The organism is Serratia sp. NPDC078593 (genome assembly GCF_050268245.1).
In the GTDB taxonomy this organism is placed as follows: Bacteria; Pseudomonadota; Gammaproteobacteria; order Enterobacterales; family Enterobacteriaceae; genus JBNNGK01.
This window is the reverse complement of record NZ_JBNNGK010000001.1, coordinates 420,346-445,779: the sequence shown is the minus strand read 5'-3', so window position 1 is coordinate 445,779 and position 25,434 is coordinate 420,346. Positions and strand designations below refer to the sequence as shown.

Below are 25,434 nucleotides of genomic sequence, written 5' to 3'. Positions count from 1 at the left end.
CTGACCCCATGCCGAACTCAGAAGTGAAACGCCGTAGCGCCGATGGTAGTGTGGGGTCTCCCCATGCGAGAGTAGGACACTGCCAGGCATCAAATAAAGTAGAAAGCCTCATGCGAAAGCATGGGGCTTTTTGCGTTTTTAGTGAAAAAGAGGCCCCTCCGAACAAAAAGATCCCGGGGCCTGGTCCGAACTATGTGTATTTCATTCGGTTAATGCGAACTACCTTGGGATATTCCCAATCCAGTTTGTGAACGAACAAACTGTGCACGGAAGCGTTCACGTTCTTGCTGACCTGATACTGAATTGTCGGTAGCCGAGAACAACCACGTGCCGACAAATGCTACGATCATGGAGAATAACGCAGGATATTCATAAGGATAAATCGGTTTCGCATGCCCCAAAATCTGTACCCAGATTGTTGGACCGAGAATCATCAAAATTACCGCGGTTAGCAGACCTAACCAGCCTCCGACCATTGCACCACGGGTAGTCAGGCGTGACCAATACATAGAAAGAATAATAATTGGGAAATTACAGCTGGCTGCGATGGAAAATGCCAGGCCGACCATAAAGGCAATGTTCTGTTTTTCAAACAAAATACCTAGAGCGATAGCGATAATTCCTAGACAGATTACGGTGATCTTGGACACGCGCAGTTCATCGTGTTCGGTCGCCTTACCCTTCTTAATGACGCTAGCATACAAATCATGTGAAACCGCAGAAGCGCCGGCCAACGTCAAGCCAGCGACTACCGCCAAAATAGTGGCGAATGCTACTGCAGAGATAAAACCGAGGAATAAGTTACCGCCAACAGCATTAGCTAAATGCACTGCCGCCATATTCGTTCCCCCCAGCAATGCCCCACTGGCGTCTTTAAATGCGGGATTCGCACTGACTAGCAAGATCGCGCCGAAACCGATAATAAAGGTCAAAATATAGAAGTAACCAATAAAACCGGTGGCATAGAACACACTTTTACGAGCTTCTTTGGCATCGCTAACGGTGAAGAATCGCATCAGGATATGCGGCAAACCGGCAGTACCAAACATCAATGCCAAGCCTAAAGAGAGCGCAGAGATGGGATCGGAGACTAACCCGCCAGGGCTCATTATCGAGATACCATTAGGATGGATGTTTACGGCTTCGGTGAACAGGGTGTTGAAATCGAAGTTGACAGATTTCATGACCATCACCGCCATAAAACTGGCACCGGTTAACAGCAGCACCGCCTTGATTATTTGTACCCAAGTGGTCGCTAACATTCCGCCGAATAAAACGTACAGCACCATGAGAATACCGACCAATATGACCGCGGTATGGTAGTTTAGACCGAACAAAAGCTGAATAAGCTTACCTGCACCCACCATCTGAGCGATCAGATACAGTGCGACTACCACCAATGAGCCGCAGGCGGATAAGGTTCGAATCGGTCTTTGCTTCAAGCGATAAGAGGCCACGTCGGCAAAGGTATAACGACCGAGGTTGCGTAGGCGTTCGGCAATCAGAAACAGAATAATTGGCCAGCCAATCAGGAAACCAATGGAATAGATCAGTCCATCGTAACCTGAAGTATAGACCAGAGCAGAAATCCCCAGAAATGAGGCGGCAGACATGAAATCCCCTGCGATGGCTAGCCCATTCTGAAAACCGGTGATACGCCCGCCCGCGGTATAATAATCTTGCCGGGAACGAGTACGTTTAGAGGCCCAATACGTGATATATAAGGTACCGCCAACGAATAACAAGAACATCACAATCGCTTGGATGTTCAGCGGTTGGCGCTGAACTGCACCACTGATGGCATCGGCGTTAGCTAAGCCAGGCAGTAATAATAATGTTGCTGATGCGAATAAGGCTTTCATTGTTTCACCTCGCGCAATACTTCTGCATTCAAGCGGTCGAACTCACCATTGGCGCGGAAGACGTATATCCCGGTTAAGATGAAAGAAATGACGATCAATCCAACACCGATCGGAATGCCACGGGTGATGATAGAACCTGCCGCGATCGGTGTGCCCAGCCATTGCGGCTCAAAGGCAATCAATAAGATAAAGCTAACGTATAAAGCCAGTGTTATCAGCGACAGTAACCAGGCAAAGCGGCTACGCTTTCGCACCAACTCCTTAAAACGCGGGTTTTGCTCAATCCCTTGATAAATGGTGTCATTCATCAGTTTTTCTCCAGTAGGTATTGTTGCGAACGCCGCGCTATACCCGTTAGGTATCAGGCCGCTCATCCCGCAGAAGGCGATGAGCGGCGAGAAGCGGCAAAAAATTATGACGGTACTTCCATGGATTGTTTTTCTTCCAACAGTTTGTCGACGACAGCGGGATCTGCCAGCGTTGAGGTATCTCCTAGGTTGCTAGTATCGCCAGTAGCAATTTTGCGCAGAATACGGCGCATGATTTTTCCAGAGCGAGTTTTAGGTAGAGAGTCCGTCCAATGCAGCACATCTGGCGTAGCAATAGGCCCTATCTCTTTGCGTACCCAGTTACGTACTTCGGTGTAAAGCTCTGGCGTCGGTTCTTCGCCATGGTTCAGCGTAATATAGGCGTAAATCGCTTGGCCTTTGATGTTATGCGGAATGCCTACTACCGCAGCTTCGGCGATTTTCGGGTGGGCGACTAAAGCGGATTCAATTTCGGCGGTGCCGAGGCGATGGCCTGAGACGTTCAGTACATCGTCGACACGGCCGGTGATCCAGTAATAACCATCTTCATCACGACGTGCTCCGTCACCACTAAAGTACATGCCCTTAAAAGTGGAGAAGTAAGTTTGTTCGAACCGATCATAGTCGCCAAATAGAGTACGCGCTTGGCCAGGCCAAGAGTCGGTGATCACTAGGTTGCCCTCTATTGCCCCTTCCTGCAGATTACCGGCGTTATCTACTAGCGCTGGCTGTACGCCAAAAAATGGCCGTGTGGCAGAACCCGCTTTCAGCTCTGTCGCGCCCGGCAACGGAGTAATCATGAAACCACCGGTTTCGGTCTGCCACCAGGTATCCATAATTGGACATTTACCGTTGCCGATCTTGTTGAAATACCACTCCCAGGCTTCTGGGTTTATGGGTTCACCAACCGACCCCATAATGCGTAACGAATCCCGTTTCGTCCCTTCGATGGCTTTATCACCCTCAGCCATAAGTGCGCGAATGGCTGTTGGTGCCGTATATAAAATATTCACGTGATGTTTATCAATGACTTGAGATAGCCTATTTACACCGGGATAATTTGGTACGCCCTCAAACATCAGCGTGATAGCACCGCAGGCCAACGGGCCGTAGAGTAGATAGCTGTGCCCTGTCACCCAGCCGACATCAGCGGTGCACCAATAAATATCACCATCGTGATAATCGAATACATATTTAAAGGTCATGGCCGCATACACCAGATAGCCCCCGGTAGTATGCAGGACACCTTTAGGTTTACCGGTTGAACCGGAGGTATACAGGATAAACAGCGGATCCTCAGCGTTCATTTCTTCCGGCGGGCAATCGGCGGAAACGCCGTCAACCAGCTCATGCCACCATAGATCGCGGCCTTCCTCCCAGTAGCCGGGTTTACCTGTGCGCTGGAATACCACAACGTTGTTGATGCTTTTTACACCTGGGTTTTTTAGTGCATCATCTACATTCTTTTTCAATGGAACAGAGCGGCCCGCGCGCAGGCCTTCATCTGCGGTAACCACCAGGCACGAATTGGAGTCGATAATCCGGCCCGCGACGGCTTCCGGCGAAAATCCCCCGAAAATCACTGAATGCACGGCACCAATGCGCGCGCAAGCCAACATAGCCACGGCGGCTTCTGGCACCATTGGCATATAGATCGCTACGACATCCCCTTTTTTGACACCAAGTTTTTTTAGCACGTTGGCGAACTGGCATACGTCGTGATGCAGTTGTTTGTAGGTGACATGTTTAGATTGAGACGGATCGTCACCTTCCCAGATAAGTGCGGTTTGATCACCGCGGGTTGCCAAATGACGATCCAGACAGTTGGCCGCTAAATTCAATGTACCATCTTCGAACCAGCGGATACTGATGTGCCCTGGATCGAACGAAGTATTCTTCACTTTAGTAAATGGCTTGATCCAATCAACGATTTTGCCGTGCTCGCCCCAGAACTCCTCGGGATCTTGCACAGATTGTTGATAATACTGTTGATATTGAACTGGGTTGATCAGGGTACGTTCCGCAATGGCGGAAGGAATAGCGTGTTTGTGCAGTTGGCTCATAGCTTTTCTCCTTGAAGTTGTTAATAGTATGTCAACCAAAGGTTAAGTGTAGTTTGCTATGATTCTTTGTTTGTTTTTTGGGCGGCAGATCACGCAACGAAGATATTGATTTGTAATAGTTACTCGTGAAATTGATGGTGACATACGCTAGCTTGGGATAAAAAACACGTAAATCCCCGTCTTTTGACATCAAACTGCTATCAATAACGCAATAATATGAACTGAATAAACCCCTGCTGACTACTGAACATCAGTGATATATTAGAAATTTATATGTATTTAATTTCTGGCGTCATAAAAATCATGAGAAAGATATATTCTCAAGATATAAAATAAATTAATAATTTAAGCTCGCGTCATTTTTAACTGTATCGTTTATATAAATAACCGAGTGTATAATAAATAAATTATTTACCCAAGCCAGTTGCAGTGAATAAGGCTAACAATAGTGAGCCAGAGGCGGCATAACAATCTGTTTTTATTTAACTTTGTGCATTTAAGATGAGTGTTTTCTAAGTGAGTTTAAATAATTTCTCATACGGATAAAAATGTATATTATCTGATTGTTATTTGTCTGCCAGTATGTTTGCGCTAAAAAAACGTTATTAACGTAATATTAATCACGATCGCTTGATTTTATTTTCAGACGTAATGAAAATATTAAGGATAAACATGATTAATATTTATGCTCTAATCCTGCTAGCGTTGGATAAAAATAGCGAGAAGGAGCATTAGGCATCTGTTCTGACTGACAGGAAAAGTCTGAAACAGGCTGGATTAGGGCGAGGCAAAAAATTTCTGAAATGCCAATATCGATACCTTTTTTCTCATCCGCTAATGACAAGTCATACTTAATATATGCTGTAGTTAAGTATTGTAAGGCTCGTTGTAGATAAGTTCACTCCATTGACCGAAGGGTTGGAGTGTAAAGTTTTTTCAGTAAATGCTTACTTTACTTTTTTAATACTTCTGTTTCATTTTTATCTTCATTAAATTCAATGAATTTCTGATTTATACGCAAAAGTTCCCGCATTTTTTTACTTGCCTTAATCGTGTACGCCTCTATTTTTAATAAAGGCCTTTTCCGTTGTAGGAACGTTCCTGCATCGGTTGAAAATGCCGTGTATCAGCTTCAAGCCTTAATCAACATCATCAGTTTTATTAATGTTATTTGGCCCTGGGCGGGTAGGTGAAAGCCTGTTTGTCCCCCAACAGAGAGAAGCATGTTGTGTCGATACTCAAACCTTTATTAGCCAGAAATCGCAGTTGGGCGTTGCAACAACGCCAGCGCAATCCTCACTATTTTCGTAAGCATGTTGCTGGTCAACAACCGCAGGCACTGTGGATTGGTTGTTCTGATAGCCGTGTGCCTGCTGAAGTCTTGACCGGTGCCCATCCGGGGGAGCTCTTCGTTCATCGTAATATCGCCAATATGGTTTTGGAGGATGATGATAGTTTGATGAGCGTATTGCAGTATGCGTTGGACTATCTGTATGTTTCCGCCATTGTGATCTGTGGGCATTACGGCTGTGGCGGTGTTCAGGCCGCCGTCAACCTACCGGAGATGCCGTTGTCTCAGGAAGAAAGTGCATTAGCGCGTCGCATGGCGCATTTGCGGTGCTCATTAGCGAACGACCTTCAACGTTATCAACAGAGCGAGGGTGATGAAACATCGCGTTTGAATCGATTGGTTGAAGCGCATGTGGTAATACAATTTGCCCATTTGGTCGCAAGTCGTCCGGTTCGGCAAGCCTGGGAGCAGGGCAAGTCGCTGGATATATTCGGCTGCGTTTACGATCTGCAAGACGGTCATTTAAAGGAGTTGGTTCATCAGGATAATGTGGAGGTGCGTAATGAACTTAAGCACTCTGCGTAATGACATTCCTGCAGGGATCGTGGTGTTTCTGGTGGCATTACCGCTGAGCCTGGGGATTGCTCAAGCCAGTGGTGTGCCGCCGTTCATTGGTTTGTTGACCGGCGTTATCGGTGGCATTGTGGTGACGATGCTGAGTCCGTCACGTTATGCGGTCAGTGGGCCTGCCGCTGGGCTCGTGACTATCGTCGTTGGCGCGATGGAAACCCTTGGCTCATTTTCGTTACTGCTCGTGGCTTTGATCATGGCAGGTGTACTGCAGCTGATTTTTGGTCTGTTACGTGCAGGGCGCTGGATTTCCTTAGTGCCAGGCACGGTGATTCAGGGCATGTTGGCAGCAATTGGTATTTTGTTGATTATGCAACAGTTACCGCTAGCGTTAGGTTATCAAGGGGACGGTGGCTTGAGCGCGCTGCTTTCGGCAAGCTCGGCATTATTGTCACCTGCTTCGGCTTTGGTGACGCTAGGTGCTTTGCTGATTATGTGGTTATGGACGACTGAACCGATCAAACGTTTTAAAGTCATGACCTATATACCCGGCACGCTGGTTGCGGTGTTGTGGGGGAGCTTGGCGGTAATTTTTGGCGAACGCTTATTGCCGGAAAGTGTAGGCAGTATGCCGCGTATTGCCCTGCCCAAATTTGAGAGTGCTGATGAGTTAGGCGCGCAGATGAGTCGGCCGGATTGGCAAAGCGCATGGCGTAATCCTTCGGTATATCTGATTGCCGTCACGTTGGCGCTGGTTGCCAGCTTGGAAACCCTGCTCAGCCAGGAAGCGCTGAAGAAACTGAAATCACAAACGCCGTCACCGTCACCGGATAAAGAAATGCGTGCCCAGGGCGTGGGCAATATGTTGAGTGGTTTCTTGGGTGGATTGCCGATCACCGCGGTAATCGTACGCAGCTCGGTAAATGTTAATGCCGGCGCGCGTAGCAAGATATCCATTTTACTACATGGCGTATTGCTCTTGTTGTGTGGTTTATTCTTTGGCGATCTGCTCAATACGATTCCTCTAGCCAGTTTAGCGGCGGTACTGCTGTATACCGGCTACAAGTTGGCTTCGCCTGCTCAGTTCGTTACACAGTGGCGCAGGGGATTAACGCAGTTCGCACCGTTTATCGTCACCGTTGGTGGAATTATCGTGTTCGGAATGTTAGCGGGCATTGCATTAGGGCTGTTGGCTCAACTATTGTGCAGTACCTACAAGAGCCACCACAATGCGTTGCAGTTGACGCGCTATGATGACCATTATGTGGTGCGTTTTCATCAGAATCTCACTTTCCTGCACAATCCGCGTTTGCAACTCTTGCTGGCGGAGATTCCAGACAATAGTGTCGTGATTGCCGAGCATGATAATGCGGAGTATATCGATCCTGATGTGCGCGCCATGTTGGCAGATTTTGGAGCCAGTGCGGCGACGCGAGGCATCATTTTAAACCGCTGGCCGGTGTAAGGCGTTTACTGGCCCAATTCTCTACGTAACGGGGATTGGGCTATACTGGCGAGAACTTTCGGCCTTTATGGAAGGATTCTATGCCCGTTGAACGTTGGTTATCGGCGATATTATTTATTGCCGCAGTGATTCTGATCGCTTTACTGATTTATTCTGGGACCTACGCGTATGAGCCTCTCACTTGGCTGATGGAAGTGCTGCCGGTGATGATCGTTCTGCCCTTGTTGTATTTTACCCGTCATCGCTATCCCTTAACGCCGTTGCTGTATACGCTTATCTTCCTGCACGCGCTGATTCTGATCGTGGGGGGGCTGTACACTTATGCACGCGTGCCATTGGGCTTCGAGGTTCAGCAGTGGTTGGGTTTGAGCAGGAATCCCTATGATAAGCTTGGTCACTTCTTTCAAGGATTGGTGCCGGCGCTGGTGGCTCGCGAGATCTTACTCCGGGGCGATTACGTCCGCGGTGGCAAGATGCTGGGCTTTGTGGTGTGTTGCATTGCGTTGGCAATCAGTGCGCTGTATGAGCTGATTGAATGGGCGGCAGCGCTGAGCCTTGGACAGGGAGCCGACGAGTTTCTCGGCACGCAGGGCGATCAATGGGATACACAGTCAGATATGTTCTGTGCGCTATTAGGGGCGTTGAGTGGATTGCTGTTATTTGGCCGCTGGCAAACGCGACAAATCACGCGGTTAAGAAGACAACCTTGATAGCAAGGTCCTGGCAAGTATGAAAATGCCGATATCAAACTGCACTCAAAAATTACACATGCAACCGAATAAGGTGCAATTTTTATCGGTAACTCTTTTGTTTAGCTTTAATCCCTTGCCAACAATTATTCTTTATGGAGTAAGGTTTCTTTTTCTTATTGATACATGAGTATTCTATAGCATAGCGTTAATATTTTTGTTTTTTGAATATAGGCGGTGTTTATCCTTAGGTCTTTATTATCGACGAAGGTCTCATATAGTGGATTTTTGCAGATGTAGATGATGTTTATCACCGAGAGACGATAAAAAATGAGTTCTTATTGATAATGTCTTTTTTAGTGCGTTACGTTTATTTTTTAGATGATATATGAAAATTTGTAATAATGTGTTTTATTCTAATGCATTGGAATATTATTCTTTTTATTTTTGTTTTGTTGGTTTTTAATTCTAAATTCAGGCGTTTATTTAAGGCAGGTTGCTGATGGTTTATATGATGTTATCATATTTCCATTGCTGAATTGGCATGGCAGAGCCGAGAAGCGTTCGCAGGCTGAATGTCATCATGGTTTTCATAGACTAGGTGTTAGCTGATTCAATACAAAATATAATTGTCATTTATAATATACCATATTATCTGTTAATAGGTGTTGGGTGGATGCGAGCTAATACTTAATTTTTACTATTTTATACGACGATTTTGTGAGTCTAAGTGATTTTTATCATACACACTTTAAATAATTCGAATTATGCCGCAGCATTAAGTAGATCCTGCAGAAACGAATTGGTTAAGACGCAAACTGTCTCTGGGCTGTGGCGGCTTTTTCAGGTGTTATGAGTGAGGATGAACAATGCATAATAAGGTAAAAAGCTTAATTACCACTTTTTTAATTGGCCAGCTTATTCCACTGTTATTGGAAAGTGGTGTGGTGTCAGCGGCTAAGGATATTCAGGCGGTAGCTATCCAATTGACGGTTACCATCGAGGCACCAACCTGTACTGTTAACAATAACCAGGTCATCACGGTAGAGTTTGGGGAAGTAGTGACCACCCAGGTGAATGGTAACCATTACCGCATGCCGGTGCATTACACGTTGGATTGTAAGGATGCGCCCTCTAACGCGATGAAACTGCAGATTGAGGGGAATGGCGCGAGCTTTGATAGCACGCTACTACAAACCAACCATCCAGCACTGGGCATTCAGATACAACAGGGCAGCACAAAAAGGCCGATTAACACTTGGCTGAATTTTACCTACCCGAAAGTGCCTGAGTTGTGGGCCGTGCCGGTTAAACAGAGTAGCGGAATTCTGATTGCCGGTGAGTTCACGGCTGCAGCCACGATGAAAGTGGATTACCAATGACAGGGCTGAGTATGTTCTATGACTTTTGACCTATGGGTTGAGAGGCAACTGAATAACACCCAGATTAGTGGATTTTTGACTGGCTGGAGTAATGGTGTGCCCCGAAGGGCTATGGATAGTGTCGGGAGGCGAAAAGTTGAGGATAACATGGAGGGAAGATCGTGAGTTTCTAACCATTTAAGGTCATAAAAAGTCATGAGAGGAGCCGCCATGTGCTGGAGAGAGATTATTCGGATGACAATCATCATATTAACAGGATTTCACTGCAAGCTTGTGGTCTCTGCACCGGTGTTGAAAATCTGCAACAACATCATGACCATCACTGGTGATGCAAATGGGGGCAGAATGTCCACCCAAACCTTTTATCAGAATGGGCGAAATACGGGAGTTTTTGCCCTCGGAGAAACCAGTCAATACTACAGTTCGAGTCCGATTTCTGGGCTAGTTACATGTAAGGACTGTTCTGGAAATAAGATGCGGATGTTAGCAAGCGCTGCCTTCGCACGCGGCCATTTGCTCCCTAACTCAACTGCCAACCCAAAAGGCCAACCATACCGGAGTGTGGTGTATAGCGAGAATATTCAATTTGGGCAGATAAAACCCAATGGTGTGGTGGTCCAGCCGGGAATCAATAACATCCTGCAATGGGATAATGTTGTTGTTGAACATTGTTCCAAGCCCACTCCGGTACCTGCTAAATGTTCGATCAATGCGCAGGGGTGGCAAGACCTCGGCAGGTACAGCAATGAATCCATTAAGAAAGGTGCTTTCGTTCGTATTCAAAGTACCATTGAATGTGACCAAGACACTACCGTGAGCCTGAAGGCCGTTAACCCAATAGATCAGACATCATTTGTTGATTTTAAAAATGGTGTACGAGGAGCCGTAAACGTGGGAGTAGCGCCGGGTGCTGACGGTGTGGCGCTCCAAGTGCACGGGAACCAACCCCTCGATCCGAAGGTTTCCGTGACGTTGTTTGGCCAAGGAGATATTACACCGGGGAGACACGATACTTTTATCGTTTTGCAGGCAACGATATTATAAAGCGCATGTGCACGAGTACGGTATCTAAGCAGTGAGAATGCAAACGACATGCATGATAAATACCAACGAAACCTGATAACACCTCGCATTTCACACTTCTTAAGGACCTCAACAGTGGCTACCAACAAGACTCGCACACGACTTGCCGTATTATGGATCGTGTTAGGGATGATCTCTCTTCGTACGATGGCTGAGACTGCTCCGAATGAAATAGCTATCAACAAGTTACGTGGATCAAGTGTAACGGTCATTTTAGGACCCAGTCCCACCGCTGATACGAGAAATTACACGCACATGATAGTGAGCGTTTGCCCCAGCGTGAATTATACTTATGGCGGAACGCTGGACTATGCGATTTTCGACCCGACAAGTCCCCCACCGGATATCAGTAAGATTAACGGTATACTTTCTACGACCCTTGGGTTCTTGCCTAGGGGGAGTCGCTGCAACGTTGAGGAGAACGAGTCGATCAGAATCAAGGTCGTCAATAAAAGAACCGTTATAGTTCTAGATCTGGATACTCATAACACACTCCCTCCGGAACTGATGCCTCCTCCGCCAGATGCCAAATGCTCGATCAACACGCGGGGCTGGCAAGATCTCGGCAGGTACAGCAATGAATCCATTAAGAAAGGTGCTTTCGTTCGTATTCAAAGTACCATTAAGTGTGACCAAGACACTACCGTGAGCCTGAAGGCCGTTAACCCAATGGATCAAACATCATTTATTGATTTTAAAAATGGTGTACGGGGAGCCGTAAACGTGGGAACAAAGCCGGGTGCTGACGGTGTGGCGCTCAAGGTGTACGGGAACCAACCCCTCGATCCGAAGGTTTCCGTGACGTTGTTCGGCCAAGGTGATGTTACACCGGGGAGACACGATGCTTTTATCGTTTTGCAGGCAACGATATTATAAAGCTTGTACGGCGTAGGAGCCTGATTCTACATACAGACATCACGGCAGCAGAATCCTTATCAGGCTTAACCGTTTGATTCGCCGTGCATATGAGCAGAGCGTAACAAGGATGTTTGTGCAGAAACTCGAGATATCCTTTTTTAAAGAATTTCAGCTATTCATATTGCGTTCATGGCGGCGAGATCAACCTGCCAATTCCTTTTATTCCACCTATCCAATGCGCTTTAAATGCAGAATGAGTGGTAATAGGCGTGGAGTTGAGACAAGGGATCGTAGAATGCGTTGGCTCAGAAAGCAAAAACCCGCCTTTTGGGCGGGTTCTTTGAATGATGGTGCCCGGACTCGGAATCGAACCAAGGACACGGGGATTTTCAATCCCCTGCTCTACCGACTGAGCTATCCGGGCAACGCGCAGCATTAAACCGTAAAGCCCTGTTGGCGTCAATGGCTTTATGTCATAAACTGCTAAAAATCGTCGCGTTCGCTGGCTTTTCAATCAAGATGTCTAAACTTTATACCTATACGGTCAATTCAGCTTACCGTATAGGTCATGGGTAGGGCAGTTGTTAGCTTAAGGCGCCATTCTTACGGCATTGCGCAACTTGCAAAATATCCTCTGCGAGCCGTTTCGCGACGGATACATCCTGAAGTTGGCGATTAATCAGGAGTTTGCTCAGGCAGCCCTCCTGAATCAGCTCCATCTGTTGCGCAACCATGTCAGCATCATCCGCATCCATTTCCCGAAGTAGGTCACGAGTCAACGCCAGTGAGGTCGCCTTTTGCTGCTCCGCCAACTGATGGATCGGATGATCGTGTTGCGGGAAGAAGCTACAGGCGGCGATGAACAGACAACCGGGATAGCGTTCGTTTTTAACGTACTCCGCTAAGATGTCATAACGTGCCAGTAACTTTTGCTGCGGGCTAAGGGATTCGTCGAGCAAAAGTTGGCGACGCCAGGTATCAATTTGTTGCCCGTGATGACGCAGACAGTCATACAATAAGGCCTCATGGTTTGGCCAAAATGGTGTGAAATCAGTGGGCTGCACGCTAAGTTTCTCTGCCAGCATTTCCAGCGTGGTGGTTGCCAAGCCTTGTTGCTCCAATAATTCCAGTGCCGTATCAAGAACATGTTCGCGTTGCACGGGTAACCCTCCAAATACTGTTTCTGAAACTCAGTGTCGTTTACGGTACTGTTTTCTGCAAATGTGCATCAAACGTCTGCGCGTCCATGAACCCAGTGACTCGGGCGGCCGGCAGTTCTTGGCCTTTGGCATCAAAGAACAAAATGGTCGGTAATCCCAAGACATTTAATTGCTTCAATAACGCTGCCTGCTCGGCGTTATTGGCCGTCACGTCTGCTTGCAACAATACGGTGTCGGCTAAGCGTGCTTGCACGGCAGTGTCGCTGAAGGTGTATTTCTCGAACTCTTTACAAGCAACGCACCAGTCGGCGTATAAATCCAGCATGACAGGTTTGCCCTGTGCCTGTTGTAACGCCTGATTGAGTTGATCCAGATTACTGATACGCGTAAAGCTCAAGTGCTGTTGCGTCGCCTGATGCGTGCTGTTTGCACTGAAAACCCAGTCTTGTAATGGTCGTGCGACGATGACGATCGCTGCCAGTAACAATAATTGCACAACACGGGCCCAGCCTTGTGAGGCGCGTAAACTGAGCACGAATGCCCAGCCGGCAAATGCCAGCCCAAGCAGGCTCCACAGCCTTAAACCCCAGATATCGCCGATCACGCGCTCGAGCAGGAACACCGGAAGTGCCAGGATAACGAAACCGAACGCTTCTTTGACATATTGCATCCACGGGCCGCTGCGCGGAAGCAGTCGATTGCCGAATAATGTCACGAGCACCAGTGGAATACCCATCCCGAGTGCGTATAAGTATAACGTCCCGCCACCGGCCCACATATTGCCGCTTTGCGCGATGTAGAGCAGTATTGCGCTGAGCGGCGCTGTGGTGCAGGGAGAGCAGATAAGCCCGGCCAATGCGCCCATCACAAACACGCCAGCCAATGAGCCGCCCCGTTGGGTATTGCTCCAGCTAGCCAGTTTGGTTTGCACTGAGGAGGGGAGTTGTAGTGAATAGAGGCCAAACATCGACAGCGCCAGCGCGATGAACAGCACCGAAAGGCCGATCAACACATAAGGGTGTTGCAATGCTGCCTGGAATTGTAGCCCCGCAGCGGCCACCACTAAGCCGAGCAGGGTATAAGTCAGCGCCATCCCCTGCACGTACACTACCGCCAACACCAAAATGCGACCGCTGCTATGTGGCCGTTCACGGCCAAGAATGATGCCGGAAATTAGCGGATACATCGGCAATACGCACGGTGTAAAAGCGATTCCGATGCCGATTAATAGTGCCCACAGTGGAGAAAAGGGCAGATTCGCTGGCGTTGTTGGTGAAGACGCCGTTGCCGGGGAGGGCGGTGTGGTGCTAGCCGCTACCGCGTCTAACGGGATCACCCGGGTTTCAGGGGGATAGCAAAAACCGGCTTCGGCACAGCCTTGATACGTAACGCTTAAACTGGCATTGCTAGCGGCCTGTTGTAGGTTTAGCGGCAGCGTCAGCTGGTGTTTATAAATTTCCACCTCACCGAAGAATTCATCTTTATGGCGGAGCCCGTCAGGCAGCGTCGGGGAATGGAGTTGCGCCTGCTGAGGCAGGAGTTTTATTTGTTGTCGATACAGATAATAACCGGGGCGGATTGTCCAGTTTAGCGTCAGCTGGTGGCCTTTTTGTTGAAAATCGAAGGCAAAGGCTTGGTCGACAGGGACAAACTGGCTACCACCCGTTGCGTTGAACAGGGAGGCCTGGGCGCCGCACGGCAAAAAAAACAGGCTGCAAAGCAGAAAAATCAGTTTAATGATACGTTGATCCATGACAGGTAGTCTTTATCTCCAGCCATCACCGGCAGCACCAACAACTCGGGCGTTTGATATGGGTGATGTTGTTTCAGGTAGTTAAGCAGGGCGTGTTGATGTTGTTGATCGCTTTTAAACAACATTTGCACTTCGTATTCCTGTTCCAGTTTCCCTTCCCAGTAATACAGCGATGAAGCTCCGGGTAACAGTGTGGCGCAGGCGGCTAATTTCTCACCCAGCACGCGCGCGGCCAACTCTTGCGCCGTGGCTTCATCCGGTGCGGTACAGAGTATGACGACAGCTTCGCAATCAGACATGTTCACTCCTTCTCAACCGTTATCTGTAGGCACTATACCCTGAAGGCAGAACGGCTAGAAGGTGAGTTTATCACCAGAGGGAAAATAGATGAGGCATGCGGGGCCAAGTGCGGCCCCGTTTGATGGATTATAAAATCACGCTGCCCAGCAGGAAGCCGAATACCACCGCGAAGATCACGCCCATCGTTCCGGGAATGAAAAAGGGATGGTTAAACACAAAGCGTCCGATGCGGGTGGTGCCGGTATCGTCCATTTGTACGGCGGCGACCAACGTTGGGTAGGTGGGTAAAATAAACAGGCCGGAAACCGCCGCGAAAGAGGCGATGGCGGTCAGTGGGTTGACGTTCAGCGCCAGCGCCATCGGCATCAGTGCTTTGGCGGTCGCTGCTTGGGAATACAGTAATGCCGAACAGAAGAAAAAGATCACGGCTAGCAGCCACGGGTGAGCCTGAATGACGCTGCCTGCCGTTTCTTTGATCCAATCAATGTTGGCTTGAACGAATGTATCGCCCAGCCAAGCGACGCCCAGAATACAGATACAGGCACTCATCCCCGCTTTAAATGTACTGGAATTGAGCACTGCATCGGTGTCTACACGGCACATCAGTGTGGTGAGGGTAGCAACGCTCAGCATAATAATAAGAATGGCGTTGGTGGTATTCATCAGCGGTTTGGCGACTAGACCAAGGCCTGGGCTGTTGATGATAGCGTAGGCTACTACGCACAGGACGCCAAGCAGGAACAGCAAGACAGACGCTTTAGCGCGCGGTTTGATTTCGATAACGTTGTTACCGCGCAGGGTAACCAACCCTTCTTCGAATCGTTTCAGGTAAACCGGATCGTTTGACAGCGTGGAGTCAAAAATCCAACTCACCAGTAGCGACATCAATAATACGGCACAGAAGGTCGAAGGGATCACGACCATCAACATATGCAAATAACTCACACCGTGCCCTTCCATCACCGAGGACATATACACCACTGCGGCGGATATGGGCGAGGCGGTTATGGCAATTTGTGCAGAAACGACAGCGGTTGAGAGTGGGCGACAGGGTTTGATGCCTTGTTCTTTTGCGACCTCGGCGATCACCGGCAGTGCGGAGAGCGAGATGTTACCTGTACCGGCAAAAATGGTCAGGAAATAGGTCACAATGGGCGCGAGGACGGTAATGTGTTTAGGATTTTTACGCAGTAACTTTTCTGTTTGCTGCACCAGATAATCCATTCCCCCCGCAACCTGCATCGCGGAAATGGCAGCGATAACCGCCATAATGATTGAGATGACGTCAAAGGGAATATTGCCTGGCTTAACCCCGATTATCGCCAGAACTAAAACCCCAAGGCCCCCTGCAAAGCCAATGCCGATACCGCCCAATCTGGCCCCCAAAAAAATGGCCAGCAGAACGATAATCAATTCCACCGCTAACATAGTGTGTTACTCCTCAACATGAAGTTTTATCTCTTTGTTTTACGAACTACAGCCCGATTGCTATTTTCGCTCACGTTGCCGGTCTACGTGGCAGACGTTGGTGCTGAAATGTGGATTACTTTGGATATATGAAAATAAAAAGTTAAAATTTTGTGGGCGCTAGAAAGTAAAAAGGCACGCTATCCAGAGGATTTAGCGTGCCTTTATGGCTACCGGATGTTTCTGTTATTGTTCATTTTCATCAGTGTAGCGTTTCGCTTTATAGGCCGGGTGCATAAGATTCTCAACGGAGAAGATGTCATCCAGCTCGGCTTCGGTCAACAGGCCGCGTTCTAACACCACCTCACGCACACTCTTGCCGGTTTCCGCACAGATCTTGCCAACAATATCACCGTTGTGGTGGCCAATGAAGGGGTTCAGATAGGTCACGATACCGATGGAGTTGAACACGTAATGCTCACAGACTTCTTTATTGGCGGTGATGCCGTTGATGCATTTCTCCAGCAGGTTGTAGCACGCATTGGTCAAAATGTGGACTGACTCGAACATCGCCTGACCAATCACCGGTTCCATCACGTTAAGCTGTAACTGTCCTGCTTCAGCGGCCATGGTAACGCAAGTATCGTTGCCGATCACCTTAAAGCATACCTGGTTCACCACTTCTGGAATAACCGGGTTCACTTTGGCTGGCATGATCGAAGAGCCTGCCTGCAATTCCGGCAAGTTGATTTCGTTTAGGCCAGCGCGTGGCCCGGAAGACAGCAAGCGAAGGTCATTACAAATTTTGGACAGTTTTACCGCCAGGCGTTTCAGCGCACTGTGTACCATTACATAGGCACCGCAGTCAGAGGTCGCTTCGATCAAATCTTCTGCTGGTACGACGGGCAGGTTACTGACCTCCGCCAGTTTTTGCACTGCCAGGTGTTGATAACCTTCTGGCGTATTCAGCGCAGTGCCGATAGCGGTCGCGCCTAGGTTTACTTCCAGCAGCAATTCTGAGGTGCGTTGTAGGCTGCGAATTTCTTCGCTGAGCAGAACGCTAAACGCGTGGAACTCTTGGCCTAACGTCATGGGCACGGCATCCTGCAATTGGGTACGACCCATCTTCAGAATTGTTTCAAACTCTTTCGCTTTACGATCGAAGCCTTCGCGCAGTTGGTTGATGGCATCGTTCAGTTTCATGATCGAGGTATAGACCGCGACGCGGAAACCGGTAGGGTAGGCATCGTTAGTTGATTGGCTTTTATTTAGGTGATCGTTGGGGTTCAGGTACTGATATTCTCCTTTCTGATGCCCCATCAGCTCCAAGCCGATATTCGCCAGCACTTCGTTGGTGTTCATGTTCAGAGAGGTGCCCGCACCGCCCTGGAACACATCCACCGGGAATTGATCCATACATTTGCCTTTATCCAGAACTTCATCGCATGCCTGGATGATGGTATCGGCGATTTTGCGCGGAATGGTCTTCAGCTCTTTGTTAGCCAGCGCTGCGGCTTTCTTCACCATGACCATGCCACGGACAAACTCAGGAACGTCACTGATCTTACTATTACTGATATAAAAATTTTCAATCGCACGCAGAGTATGAACACCGTAGTAGGCTTCTGCGGGTACTTCACGTGTTCCTAGCAGGTCTTCTTCGATACGAATGTTGTTTGACATGAGAACCTTCTCTATGTTGCTGCCGAATTAATTATTTGTTTGTTAACTAATTTATGTCGCCGTGAGCTTCAACTGCCGAAGTATTGACCACTGCAATTGTTGCAGCCCAGATCATATGCTGCTTTGGAATAAATGAATGAACCCAGATCACTATCTGAAACTTCAAAAACCACTGCTTTTGTATTTTGTGATCGCATTCACGTTCGCTAACTCTAGCAATAAAAGTCGAGGTCTGGTTGAAATGTCTGCGGACTGCCCCCATTGTTATAAAATCCGCCTGATTCAGGCTCCCTTTTTCACGTATGCGCCGCTGCGCGGGTACGCGAAGTCATCTGAAGGAGAACGCGGTGCGCTGGTTACCGTTTTTGCTGATATTTCTGTTGGTTTACATCGAAGTATCGCTATTTATTAAAGTCGCCGACGTGTTGGGCGTCGCCGTTACCCTGTTGCTGGTGATCTTCACTTCTTGCGTTGGTGTGTCTCTGGTTCGTAATCAGGGCATGAAAACCTTTGTGCAGATGCAGCAGAAATTGGCCGCTGGTGAAAGCCCTGCGGCGGAAATGGTGAAAAGTGTTTCTCTGGTGTTGGCGGGTTTCTTACTGCTGGTTCCCGGTTTCTTTACCGATTTTCTCGGTTTGCTGTTGTTGTTACCGCCGGTGCAGAAATCGCTGACGCTGAAACTGATGCCACATTTGTCGGTGTATCGCCCCGGCGGTTGGGGGCAGGGTGGTGATGCCGCCAACGGCAATACCTTTGACGGTGAGTTTCAGCGTAAGGAAGACGAGCAGCGTACGCTTGAGCATCGCTCAGATGAGAATGACAAACGTGACGATCGTTAATTGAATTTTGCCCAAGCAAAAAAATTTTTTACTTGGGCCCTTGAAGGGAAATGGAATGCCCCCATCTCATTTCCCACGAGGCCGGTAAATATGATAATCCGGTGCACAACCCTAAATCTGATACAGACCTTCTTACAGGAGAGCGTTCAATGAGTATTCGTCCATTGCATGACCGCGTTATCGTCAAGCGCAAAGAAGTTGAATCAAAATCTGCTGGCGGCATCGTACTGACTGGCTCTGCAGCGGGTAAATCCACTCGTGGTGAAGTCGTCGCCATCGGCAAAGGGCGCGTTCTGGAAAACGGTAGTGTGCAACCACTGGATGTGAAAGTGGGCGATATCGTGATTTTCAACGACGGTTACGGCGTGAAAGCAGAGAAGATCGACAATGAAGAAGTGTTGATCATGTCCGAAAGCGACATTCTGGCAATTGTTGAAGCGTAATTGCGCTTTATCTTCTGAACTGAAAAGAGTTGAAGGGAAATACCAATGGCAGCTAAAGACGTAAAATTCGGCAATGACGCGCGTGTAAAAATGCTTCGCGGTGTGAATGTTCTCGCTGATGCAGTGAAAGTGACGTTGGGCCCGAAAGGCCGCAACGTAGTGCTGGATAAATCATTCGGCGCACCGACTATCACTAAAGATGGCGTGTCTGTTGCGCGTGAAATCGAACTGGAAGACAAGTTCGAAAACATGGGCGCACAAATGGTGAAAGAAGTTGCCTCTAAAGCGAACGACGCGGCGGGTGACGGCACCACTACTGCAACCGTACTGGCTCAATCCATTATCACCGAAGGTCTGAAAGCCGTTGCGGCGGGCATGAACCCAATGGATCTGAAGCGCGGTATCGACAAAGCGGTTATCGCTGCGGTTGAAGAACTGAAAAAACTGTCCGTACCTTGCTCTGACTCCAAAGCCATTGCTCAGGTCGGCACCATCTCTGCAAACTCCGACGAAACCGTGGGTAAACTGATTGCAGAAGCGATGGAAAAAGTAGGTAAAGAAGGCGTTATCACCGTTGAAGAAGGCACCGGCTTGCAAGACGAGTTGGACGTGGTAGAAGGTATGCAGTTCGATCGCGGTTACCTGTCTCCATACTTCATCAACAAGCCTGAAACCGGTTCTGTTGAGCTGGAAAGCCCGTTCATCCTGTTGGCAGACAAGAAAGTCTCTAACATCCGTGAAATGCTGCCAGTACTGGAAGCCGTAGCGAAAGCGGGCAAACCACTGCTGATCGTAGCGGAAGATGTTGAAGGCGAAGCGTTGGCTACCTTGGTGGTTAACACCATGCGTGGCATCGTGAAAGTGGCTGCGGTTAAAGCACCTGGCTTCGGCGATCGTCGTAAAGCGATGCTGCAAGATATCGCAACCTTGACTGGCGGTACCGTGATCTCTGAAGAGATCGGTATGGAGCTGGAAAAAACTACCCTGGAAGATCTGGGTCAGGCTAAACGCGTTGTTATCAACAAAGACACCACCATCATCATCGATGGTGTGGGCGACGAAGCGACCATTCAGGGCCGTGTTACCCAGATCCGTCAGCAGATCGAAGAAGCGACCTCTGACTACGATCGCGAAAAACTGCAGGAGCGTGTCGCTAAACTGGCTGGCGGCGTAGCCGTTATCAAAGTGGGCGCAGCAACTGAAGTTGAAATGAAAGAGAAGAAAGCCCGCGTTGAAGATGCGCTGCACGCAACCCGTGCTGCGGTTGAAGAAGGCGTTGTGGCCGGCGGTGGCGTAGCGCTGATCCGCGTAGCAGGTAAAATTGCTGGCCTGAAAGGCGACAATGAAGATCAGAACGTGGGTATCAAAGTTGCACTGCGTGCAATGGAAGCGCCACTGCGTCAGATCGTGATCAACGCCGGTGAAGAAGCCTCTGTTATCGCGAACAACGTGAAAGCAGGCGAAGGCAGCTACGGTTATAACGCTTACTCTGAAGAGTACGGCGATATGATCGGCATGGGTATCCTGGATCCAACCAAAGTTACGCGTTCTGCTCTGCAGTATGCCGCATCTGTGGCTGGTCTGATGATCACTACCGAATGTATGGTTACCGACCTGCCGCAAGAAGATAAAGGCGACATGGGCGCTGCAGGTATGGGTGGCATGGGCGGTATGGGTGGCATGGGCGGCATGATGTAACCCTCCCCAAATACTGTTCTACTAGAACCCCGGTGATGAGCCGGGGTTTTTTTATGTCTTGATGGCTGACACCGTCGCGTCGAGAACAAGGCAGTGGGCTGCGCTACGTGTCTCCTTATTGGATTAACGTTTTTATTTTAATTGGGTGCGGCACGAGGGAATTGCGCTAAATCCGCGGGTAGTTTTTGTCGCGCTAAAGCGTTCGTTGAGCAAGGTGAAAAAGCAGCGACGCATGTTGTGAGCGTTGCCGCACCTGTATTTGATGATATTTTTACAAACCGAACAGATTTAGCGTGTAAACTGATAGATTATCAGCCATCGCTCAATGCGTTGACCCGCGACATGCGGCAACGGAAGCTTAAGAGATGGCATCGCTTTCTGATAAGCTTTTGCGTAATTCTCAACATCATATGGGGAACAAGATGCGGATTAAAGCCTTACTGGGACTGTCGGCAGCCTTGCTGTTGGCAGGATGCAGCACCACCAATGAACTGACCAGTGCAGGTCAGCAGATTAAATTTACCGACACTAAACCGGCGGCAGAATGTCAGCTGGTGGGTGAAGCGACCGGTACCCAAAGCAACTGGTTGGCTGGTAGCAATGCTGAAAGCGGTGGTCTGCGCGGTGCAGCTAACGATCTGCGCAATAAGGCTGCGGCGATGGGGGGCAATGTGATTTATGGTGCGACAAGCCCAAGCCAGAACCTACTTTCAAGTTTTGCTCCGCTCGACAGTAAAATGATTGGCCAAGTTTATAAATGCCCGTAATGGTGTAGCCGATTCATATTAAAAGAAAAAGGAATGCCACGGCATTCCTTTTTAGAGGTTGAAAAACCGGTTATCAGCGAGAGCGTAACGATGGGAGCGTCGCGTAAGCTGCCGGAAGCCCCTCGTACTGTGAGCCGCGGCTATTTCGGGCCATCAGACGACGTTACCATCCCCTTATTTTTTGCATTCTCCGTGTTTAAATTAGGCCTGTGTCAGGCGCAAATCCAACGGTGTTTTACTGGGCTCGCCGCCGATTTCGCGGGTCAAGCGTGGTACCAGATAACCTGATATTTTTCCCAGTAAGGTTTTCATAATTGCTCGCGCTTCATCATCGCTGACCATGAAATGCGCGGCACCTTGGACTTTATCCAATACATGAATGTAATAGGGCAAAATCCCGGCATCAAACAGTGCATTGCTTAGTTCGGCTAAAGTCTCGGCATCATCATTGATACCACGCAAAAGTACGCTTTGGTTGAGCAGCGTTACGCCTGCTCGGCGCAGTTGCGACATACTGGTGCGTAAAGCGTCGTCTATTTCGTTGGCGTGGTTGATGTGCGTCACCATTAACACCTGTAAGCGTGAATCCGCCAACAGCTGGCATAGCTCATCAGTGATGCGCGCCGGGATCACAACGGGCAAACGCGTGTGAATGCGCAGCCGCTTTAGATGTGGGATCGCTGCTAATTCGCCGATCAACCAGGCCAATTCATGATCTTTTGCCATCAAGGGATCGCCGCCGGAGAAAATAATTTCATCCAGTTCCGGCTGGTGGCGGATATACTCGATAGCCAGACGCCAGTTGGCTTTATTGCCTTGGTTATCCTGATAGGGGAAATGGCGGCGGAAACAGTAGCGGCAATTGACCGCACAACCGCCTTTTACCAGCAGCAGCGCACGGTTGTGATACTTATGCAGCAGCCCTGGAACGACGCTACGTTGTTCATCCAGCGGATCGGTGGTGAAGCCGGGGGCAGTAATGAACTCTTCGCTGGCGGTCAAAACTTGACGTAACAGCGGATCGTTGGCATCACCCTTACGCATGCGAGCGGCAAATGCCCGCGGCACTCGCAGCGGAAACAGGCGTCGTGCTTCGCGCCCCTGCGGTAACACCGGGTGCGTATCAAGTGACAACAGCTGCAGTAGTTCATCGGGGTCAGTAATAACATCGGCGAGTTGATGCAACCATTCTTCTCTATCTGCGATGTTTTGGGTTACAATGTGTGCCATTTTTTTGGCTAAGCTACCAGTTAAAATATTAAGAGGGCCATTATGGCGACTTATTCTAGCAACGATTTCCGTCCGGGTCTTAAAATCATGTTCGAGGGCGAGCCTTACGCGGTTGAGTCCAGTGAGTTCGTTAAACCGGGTAAAGGCCAGGCGTTTGCACGCGTTAAAATGCGCCGTCTGCTGACCGGTACTCGCGTAGAGAAAACTTTTAAATCGACTGACTCCGCCGAAGGCGCGGACGTTATGGATATGAACCTGACTTACCTGTACAACGACGGTGAGTTTTACCACTTCATGAACAACGAAACCTTCGAGCAACTGGCAGCCGATCAGAAAGCGATTGGCGATAACGCTAAATGGCTGCTGGATCAGGCTGAATGTATCGTGACCCTGTGGAATGGCCAGCCTATTGCTGTGACCCCACCAAACTTCGTAGAGCTGGAAATCGTTGATACCGATCCAGGTCTGAAAGGTGATACGGCCGGTACTGGCGGCAAACCTGCGACGTTATCTACCGGCGCCGTGGTTAAAGTGCCCCTGTTCGTGCAGATCGGCGAAGTGATCAAAGTTGACACCCGCTCTGGCGAATACGTATCACGCGTTAAATAAGTATCAACTCGAGGGGATCATGGCGATTCCCTCGTTTTAATCCTACCTCCTTGAGTGTTGGCAGAATAGGCATGATCAAGAAAACGTGGTTGGCCATTATTTCCTTGATGTTGTTGATGTCACTTAGCGGTTGCAACACCTTCCGCGGTTTTGGCGAAGACGTACAACATTTAGGTAGCGCTATTTCTCGTGGTGCGAGCTGATAAAGTTAAGCATTGCGAACAGAGTCATGCAGAAAAATCTGTTTATAACGGCAACTCATACCAATTTTGACTAAACTAAGAGTGTTGTATCTTTTCGTCACTAATTAATAAGGATTTTCTTATGATGAAGAAAAGTATTATCGCTATTTTCTCTTTGTTAGTCCTGTCTTCACTGACCGCATGTAACACCACCGAAGGCATCGGTAAAGATGTTCAGGCGGGTGGCGAGGCGATTCAACGCAGCGCACAGTAACGCGTTTTATATTCTCTGTGGTATTCCACTGCTTAAAAATGGCGTTGATGTTTTTGGCTATTGTGGAATACCCAGTGTATTGTCTGCCGCGCATTAAGCCTCATTTTTCAATGTTCTCTAGACTCTAATCTGAGTTATCATTTCTCCGTTCATTCAGCCAGGTTGGACGGCCTTCCTGCGCATCATTTTTCAGGGGACGACCCCACTCTTCCTGGAGCCTACCTCGTGGCGTGGATTATTCTTGTTATTGCTGGTTTATTGGAAGTTGTCTGGGCTATCGGCCTGAAATATACCCACGGTTTTACCCGTCTGACACCCAGTGTTATCACTATCGTGGCGATGGTGGTCAGTATGGTGCTATTGGCTAATGCGATGAAAACGCTGCCCGCAGGCACCGCCTACGCGGTATGGACCGGTATCGGTGCCGTTGGGGCGGCAATTATGGGGATGGTTCTGCTTGGCGAATCGACCAATATCATGCGTATTTTGAGTCTGTGCCTGATTATCGTTGGTATTCTCGGGCTGAAATTCAGCAGTCATTAATTGCCGTTTTGATTAACCCAAATCAGCTTATCGATTGCAAACCCGTAACCTTGGGCCGTTTTTAGCAGTGTATCGCGTACGTCAGCGTCTAATGTTGGCGTACGCGACAAGATCCATAAGTAATCTCTGTTTGGCCCGCAGACCAGCGCGTAACGATAATCTGCATCTAATTCAATGACGTTATAGCCACCGTAGAAGGGGCCGAAAAACGAGACTTTGAGTGATGCCACCTGCGGAGAACCGATAAAGTAGGCTTTGCCTTCGCTTTCCTGCCATTGCTGTTTTTTCGGATTAAACCCTTTGTTGAGCACCTTCAGGCCGCCATCTTCGCGTGGGCTGTAATTCGCTGTAACCTGCTCCAAACCCCGTTCGAAGCGGTGATCGAGCCGGGCTATTTCATACCAGGTGCCGAGATAGCGCTTGGTGTCGAAGTTATCAACCACCTTGACGTCCTTCGGCGGTGAAACGCTACAGGCAACGGACAGCAGTGCGGGAAGCATCATGCAAAGTTTTGACCACAAACGCATGGGTAACTCCTGTTTACCAAGGGAAGGATAAACAGTGTAGCGGAAAAGTACGCAGGGCGGCTAACGGTCGTTAGCCGCCAGAAGGGCTAGAGCGTTACGACACCGATGAGTGTAACGACGCTGAGGATAGCTGCCAGACCGTAAAACACCCATTTACCGGCTGGCACATGGATTTTAAGGTCGTGCATGGCGTGATGAATACGGTGCAGGCCACACCATAGTGGCAAAATAATCATCAACAGCAGGAATAGCCGACCAATTAGGCTCTGACAGAAAGCCAGCACGCGGTCGTAACCGAGTGCATCGCCAGGGAACAAACCAAGCGGCAGTAAGATGCCAACAAGTAATACGATGGCCGGAGCGACGATGGCGCCCCACATGCCGCCAGCGCCGAATAATCCCCAGAAAACCGGTTCATCAGAGCGTTTTGGTGCAGGATTTATCATGT

General features: G+C 48.9%; 25 protein-coding genes, 1 tRNA gene and 1 rRNA gene. 15 read left to right on the top strand and 12 right to left on the bottom strand.

What is annotated here, in order from left to right:
• A 5S ribosomal RNA gene (rrf, locus tag ACQKDS_RS02030) occupies window positions 1-88 on the top strand; the annotation flags it as partial.
• Window positions 89-209: 121 nt separating this feature from the next.
• Here rrf and actP read toward each other — a convergent pair.
• The 3 genes from actP to acs form a co-directional block, all read right to left on the bottom strand.
• A complete protein-coding gene (actP, locus tag ACQKDS_RS02025) occupies window positions 210-1,862 on the bottom strand; it encodes a cation/acetate symporter ActP (RefSeq protein WP_399664114.1) in 1,653 nt (550 codons plus the stop codon).
• Window positions 1,859-2,170, bottom strand: coding sequence for a DUF485 domain-containing protein (locus tag ACQKDS_RS02020; RefSeq protein WP_399664117.1), 312 nt, complete (start codon window positions 2,168-2,170; stop codon window positions 1,859-1,861). Before ACQKDS_RS02020 ends, actP begins: the two co-directional genes overlap by 4 nt.
• Before the next feature lie 104 nt (window positions 2,171-2,274).
• Window positions 2,275-4,233, bottom strand: a complete 1,959-nt coding sequence (acs, locus tag ACQKDS_RS02015) for an acetate--CoA ligase (RefSeq protein WP_399664120.1) — start codon at window positions 4,231-4,233, stop codon at window positions 2,275-2,277.
• A gap of 1,228 nt (window positions 4,234-5,461) precedes the next feature.
• Here acs and ACQKDS_RS02010 point away from each other — a divergent pair.
• The 6 genes from ACQKDS_RS02010 to ACQKDS_RS01985 all read left to right on the top strand — a co-directional run bounded on the left by ACQKDS_RS02010 (window position 5,462) and on the right by ACQKDS_RS01985 (window position 11,589).
• On the top strand, window positions 5,462-6,109 hold the full coding sequence (locus ACQKDS_RS02010; RefSeq protein WP_399664123.1) for a carbonic anhydrase: 648 nt from the start codon (window positions 5,462-5,464) through the stop codon (window positions 6,107-6,109).
• Complete coding sequence (locus ACQKDS_RS02005) at window positions 6,087-7,559, top strand: SulP family inorganic anion transporter (RefSeq protein ID WP_399664126.1); 1,473 nt, start codon at window positions 6,087-6,089, stop codon at window positions 7,557-7,559. The genes ACQKDS_RS02010 and ACQKDS_RS02005 overlap by 23 nt, the downstream gene beginning before the upstream one ends.
• Before the next feature lie 80 nt (window positions 7,560-7,639).
• Window positions 7,640-8,269 carry a DUF2238 domain-containing protein gene (locus ACQKDS_RS02000; RefSeq protein WP_399664129.1) on the top strand — a complete coding sequence of 210 codons (630 nt, stop codon included), beginning with the start codon at window positions 7,640-7,642 and terminating at the stop codon, window positions 8,267-8,269.
• A gap of 848 nt (window positions 8,270-9,117) precedes the next feature.
• Complete coding sequence (locus ACQKDS_RS01995) at window positions 9,118-9,630, top strand: fimbrial protein (protein ID WP_399664132.1); 513 nt, start codon at window positions 9,118-9,120, stop codon at window positions 9,628-9,630.
• Window positions 9,631-9,864: 234 nt separating this feature from the next.
• Window positions 9,865-10,674 (top strand): hypothetical protein, encoded by an 810-nt coding sequence (locus tag ACQKDS_RS01990; RefSeq protein ID WP_399664135.1) that lies wholly within the window; start codon window positions 9,865-9,867, stop codon window positions 10,672-10,674.
• Window positions 10,675-10,788: 114 nt separating this feature from the next.
• Window positions 10,789-11,589 (top strand): hypothetical protein, encoded by an 801-nt coding sequence (locus ACQKDS_RS01985; RefSeq protein ID WP_399664137.1) that lies wholly within the window; start codon window positions 10,789-10,791, stop codon window positions 11,587-11,589.
• 330 nt (window positions 11,590-11,919) lie between these two features.
• On the opposite strand, the gene ACQKDS_RS01980 is transcribed toward ACQKDS_RS01985, so the two are convergent.
• The 6 genes from ACQKDS_RS01980 to aspA all read right to left on the bottom strand — a co-directional run bounded on the left by ACQKDS_RS01980 (window position 11,920) and on the right by aspA (window position 17,874).
• Window positions 11,920-11,995, bottom strand: a tRNA-Phe gene (locus tag ACQKDS_RS01980).
• A gap of 160 nt (window positions 11,996-12,155) precedes the next feature.
• Entirely contained in the window at window positions 12,156-12,731 is a 576-nt protein-coding gene (gene dicD / locus ACQKDS_RS01975; RefSeq protein WP_399664140.1) for a division control transcriptional repressor DicD, read from the bottom strand.
• A 40-nt stretch (window positions 12,732-12,771) separates the two neighbouring features.
• Window positions 12,772-14,484, bottom strand: coding sequence for a protein-disulfide reductase DsbD (locus ACQKDS_RS01970; protein ID WP_399664144.1), 1,713 nt, complete (start codon window positions 14,482-14,484; stop codon window positions 12,772-12,774).
• Entirely contained in the window at window positions 14,460-14,783 is a 324-nt protein-coding gene (gene cutA, locus ACQKDS_RS01965) for a divalent cation tolerance protein CutA (RefSeq protein ID WP_399664147.1), read from the bottom strand. Before cutA ends, ACQKDS_RS01970 begins: the two co-directional genes overlap by 25 nt.
• Before the next feature lie 127 nt (window positions 14,784-14,910).
• Window positions 14,911-16,212, bottom strand: coding sequence for an anaerobic C4-dicarboxylate transporter (locus ACQKDS_RS01960; protein WP_399664150.1), 1,302 nt, complete (start codon window positions 16,210-16,212; stop codon window positions 14,911-14,913).
• A 225-nt stretch (window positions 16,213-16,437) separates the two neighbouring features.
• Entirely contained in the window at window positions 16,438-17,874 is a 1,437-nt protein-coding gene (gene aspA / locus ACQKDS_RS01955; protein WP_399664153.1) for an aspartate ammonia-lyase, read from the bottom strand.
• A 347-nt stretch (window positions 17,875-18,221) separates the two neighbouring features.
• Between aspA and ACQKDS_RS01950 the strand changes: the two genes are divergently transcribed.
• The 4 genes from ACQKDS_RS01950 to ACQKDS_RS01935 all read left to right on the top strand — a co-directional run bounded on the left by ACQKDS_RS01950 (window position 18,222) and on the right by ACQKDS_RS01935 (window position 21,621).
• A complete protein-coding gene (locus ACQKDS_RS01950; RefSeq protein ID WP_399664156.1) occupies window positions 18,222-18,713 on the top strand; it encodes an FxsA family protein in 492 nt (163 codons plus the stop codon).
• Between the two features lie 149 nt (window positions 18,714-18,862).
• Window positions 18,863-19,156, top strand: coding sequence for a co-chaperone GroES (locus tag ACQKDS_RS01945; RefSeq protein ID WP_399664159.1), 294 nt, complete (start codon window positions 18,863-18,865; stop codon window positions 19,154-19,156).
• Between the two features lie 45 nt (window positions 19,157-19,201).
• Window positions 19,202-20,854, top strand: coding sequence for a chaperonin GroEL (groL, locus tag ACQKDS_RS01940; protein ID WP_399664162.1), 1,653 nt, complete (start codon window positions 19,202-19,204; stop codon window positions 20,852-20,854).
• Window positions 20,855-21,276: 422 nt separating this feature from the next.
• A complete protein-coding gene (locus ACQKDS_RS01935) occupies window positions 21,277-21,621 on the top strand; it encodes a DUF4156 domain-containing protein (RefSeq protein WP_399665122.1) in 345 nt (114 codons plus the stop codon).
• A 201-nt stretch (window positions 21,622-21,822) separates the two neighbouring features.
• On the opposite strand, the gene epmB is transcribed toward ACQKDS_RS01935, so the two are convergent.
• Complete coding sequence (gene epmB, locus ACQKDS_RS01930; RefSeq protein WP_399664164.1) at window positions 21,823-22,851, bottom strand: EF-P beta-lysylation protein EpmB; 1,029 nt, start codon at window positions 22,849-22,851, stop codon at window positions 21,823-21,825.
• 42 nt (window positions 22,852-22,893) lie between these two features.
• Here epmB and efp point away from each other — a divergent pair, with 42 nt between their 5' ends.
• The 4 genes from efp (at window position 22,894) to sugE (ending at window position 24,459) form a co-directional block, all read left to right on the top strand.
• On the top strand, window positions 22,894-23,460 hold the full coding sequence (gene efp / locus ACQKDS_RS01925) for an elongation factor P (RefSeq protein ID WP_399664167.1): 567 nt from the start codon (window positions 22,894-22,896) through the stop codon (window positions 23,458-23,460).
• A gap of 71 nt (window positions 23,461-23,531) precedes the next feature.
• Window positions 23,532-23,663 carry an entericidin A/B family lipoprotein gene (locus ACQKDS_RS01920; protein ID WP_399664170.1) on the top strand — a complete coding sequence of 44 codons (132 nt, stop codon included), beginning with the start codon at window positions 23,532-23,534 and terminating at the stop codon, window positions 23,661-23,663.
• Window positions 23,664-23,784: 121 nt separating this feature from the next.
• A complete protein-coding gene (locus ACQKDS_RS01915) occupies window positions 23,785-23,916 on the top strand; it encodes an entericidin A/B family lipoprotein (RefSeq protein WP_399664174.1) in 132 nt (43 codons plus the stop codon).
• A 225-nt stretch (window positions 23,917-24,141) separates the two neighbouring features.
• On the top strand, window positions 24,142-24,459 hold the full coding sequence (sugE, locus tag ACQKDS_RS01910) for a quaternary ammonium compound efflux SMR transporter SugE (protein WP_399664177.1): 318 nt from the start codon (window positions 24,142-24,144) through the stop codon (window positions 24,457-24,459).
• Here the strand turns inward: sugE and blc are convergent.
• Both blc and frdD read right to left on the bottom strand, forming a co-directional pair.
• Window positions 24,456-24,986 carry an outer membrane lipoprotein Blc gene (gene blc, locus ACQKDS_RS01905; RefSeq protein WP_399664180.1) on the bottom strand — a complete coding sequence of 177 codons (531 nt, stop codon included), beginning with the start codon at window positions 24,984-24,986 and terminating at the stop codon, window positions 24,456-24,458. The genes sugE and blc overlap by 4 nt on opposite strands.
• Before the next feature lie 86 nt (window positions 24,987-25,072).
• Window positions 25,073-25,432 carry a fumarate reductase subunit FrdD gene (frdD, locus tag ACQKDS_RS01900; protein ID WP_399664183.1) on the bottom strand — a complete coding sequence of 120 codons (360 nt, stop codon included), beginning with the start codon at window positions 25,430-25,432 and terminating at the stop codon, window positions 25,073-25,075.
• Window positions 25,433-25,434: the final 2 nt, after the last annotated feature.

Excerpts from the sequence above, each read along its gene's own strand:
- actP (WP_399664114.1), bottom strand. The coding sequence starts at position 1,862 with ATGAAAGCCTTATTCGCATCAGCAACATTATTATTACTGCCTGGCTTA.
- ACQKDS_RS02020 (WP_399664117.1), bottom strand. The coding sequence starts at position 2,170 with ATGAATGACACCATTTATCAAGGGATTGAGCAAAACCCGCGTTTTAAG.
- acs (WP_399664120.1), bottom strand. The coding sequence starts at position 4,233 with ATGAGCCAACTGCACAAACACGCTATTCCTTCCGCCATTGCGGAACGT.
- ACQKDS_RS02005 (WP_399664126.1), top strand. The coding sequence starts at position 6,087 with ATGAACTTAAGCACTCTGCGTAATGACATTCCTGCAGGGATCGTGGTG.
- ACQKDS_RS02000 (WP_399664129.1), top strand. The coding sequence starts at position 7,640 with ATGCCCGTTGAACGTTGGTTATCGGCGATATTATTTATTGCCGCAGTG.
- ACQKDS_RS01995 (WP_399664132.1), top strand. The coding sequence starts at position 9,118 with ATGCATAATAAGGTAAAAAGCTTAATTACCACTTTTTTAATTGGCCAG.
- ACQKDS_RS01990 (WP_399664135.1), top strand. The coding sequence starts at position 9,865 with ATGACAATCATCATATTAACAGGATTTCACTGCAAGCTTGTGGTCTCT.
- ACQKDS_RS01970 (WP_399664144.1), bottom strand. The coding sequence starts at position 14,484 with ATGGATCAACGTATCATTAAACTGATTTTTCTGCTTTGCAGCCTGTTT.
- cutA (WP_399664147.1), bottom strand. The coding sequence starts at position 14,783 with ATGTCTGATTGCGAAGCTGTCGTCATACTCTGTACCGCACCGGATGAA.
- ACQKDS_RS01960 (WP_399664150.1), bottom strand. The coding sequence starts at position 16,212 with ATGTTAGCGGTGGAATTGATTATCGTTCTGCTGGCCATTTTTTTGGGG.
- aspA (WP_399664153.1), bottom strand. The coding sequence starts at position 17,874 with ATGTCAAACAACATTCGTATCGAAGAAGACCTGCTAGGAACACGTGAA.
- ACQKDS_RS01945 (WP_399664159.1), top strand. The coding sequence starts at position 18,863 with ATGAGTATTCGTCCATTGCATGACCGCGTTATCGTCAAGCGCAAAGAA.
- groL (WP_399664162.1), top strand. The coding sequence starts at position 19,202 with ATGGCAGCTAAAGACGTAAAATTCGGCAATGACGCGCGTGTAAAAATG.
- ACQKDS_RS01935 (WP_399665122.1), top strand. The coding sequence starts at position 21,277 with ATGCGGATTAAAGCCTTACTGGGACTGTCGGCAGCCTTGCTGTTGGCA.
- epmB (WP_399664164.1), bottom strand. The coding sequence starts at position 22,851 with ATGGCACACATTGTAACCCAAAACATCGCAGATAGAGAAGAATGGTTG.
- efp (WP_399664167.1), top strand. The coding sequence starts at position 22,894 with ATGGCGACTTATTCTAGCAACGATTTCCGTCCGGGTCTTAAAATCATG.
- ACQKDS_RS01920 (WP_399664170.1), top strand. The coding sequence starts at position 23,532 with ATGATCAAGAAAACGTGGTTGGCCATTATTTCCTTGATGTTGTTGATG.
- ACQKDS_RS01915 (WP_399664174.1), top strand. The coding sequence starts at position 23,785 with ATGATGAAGAAAAGTATTATCGCTATTTTCTCTTTGTTAGTCCTGTCT.
- blc (WP_399664180.1), bottom strand. The coding sequence starts at position 24,986 with ATGCGTTTGTGGTCAAAACTTTGCATGATGCTTCCCGCACTGCTGTCC.
- frdD (WP_399664183.1), bottom strand. The coding sequence starts at position 25,432 with ATGATAAATCCTGCACCAAAACGCTCTGATGAACCGGTTTTCTGGGGA.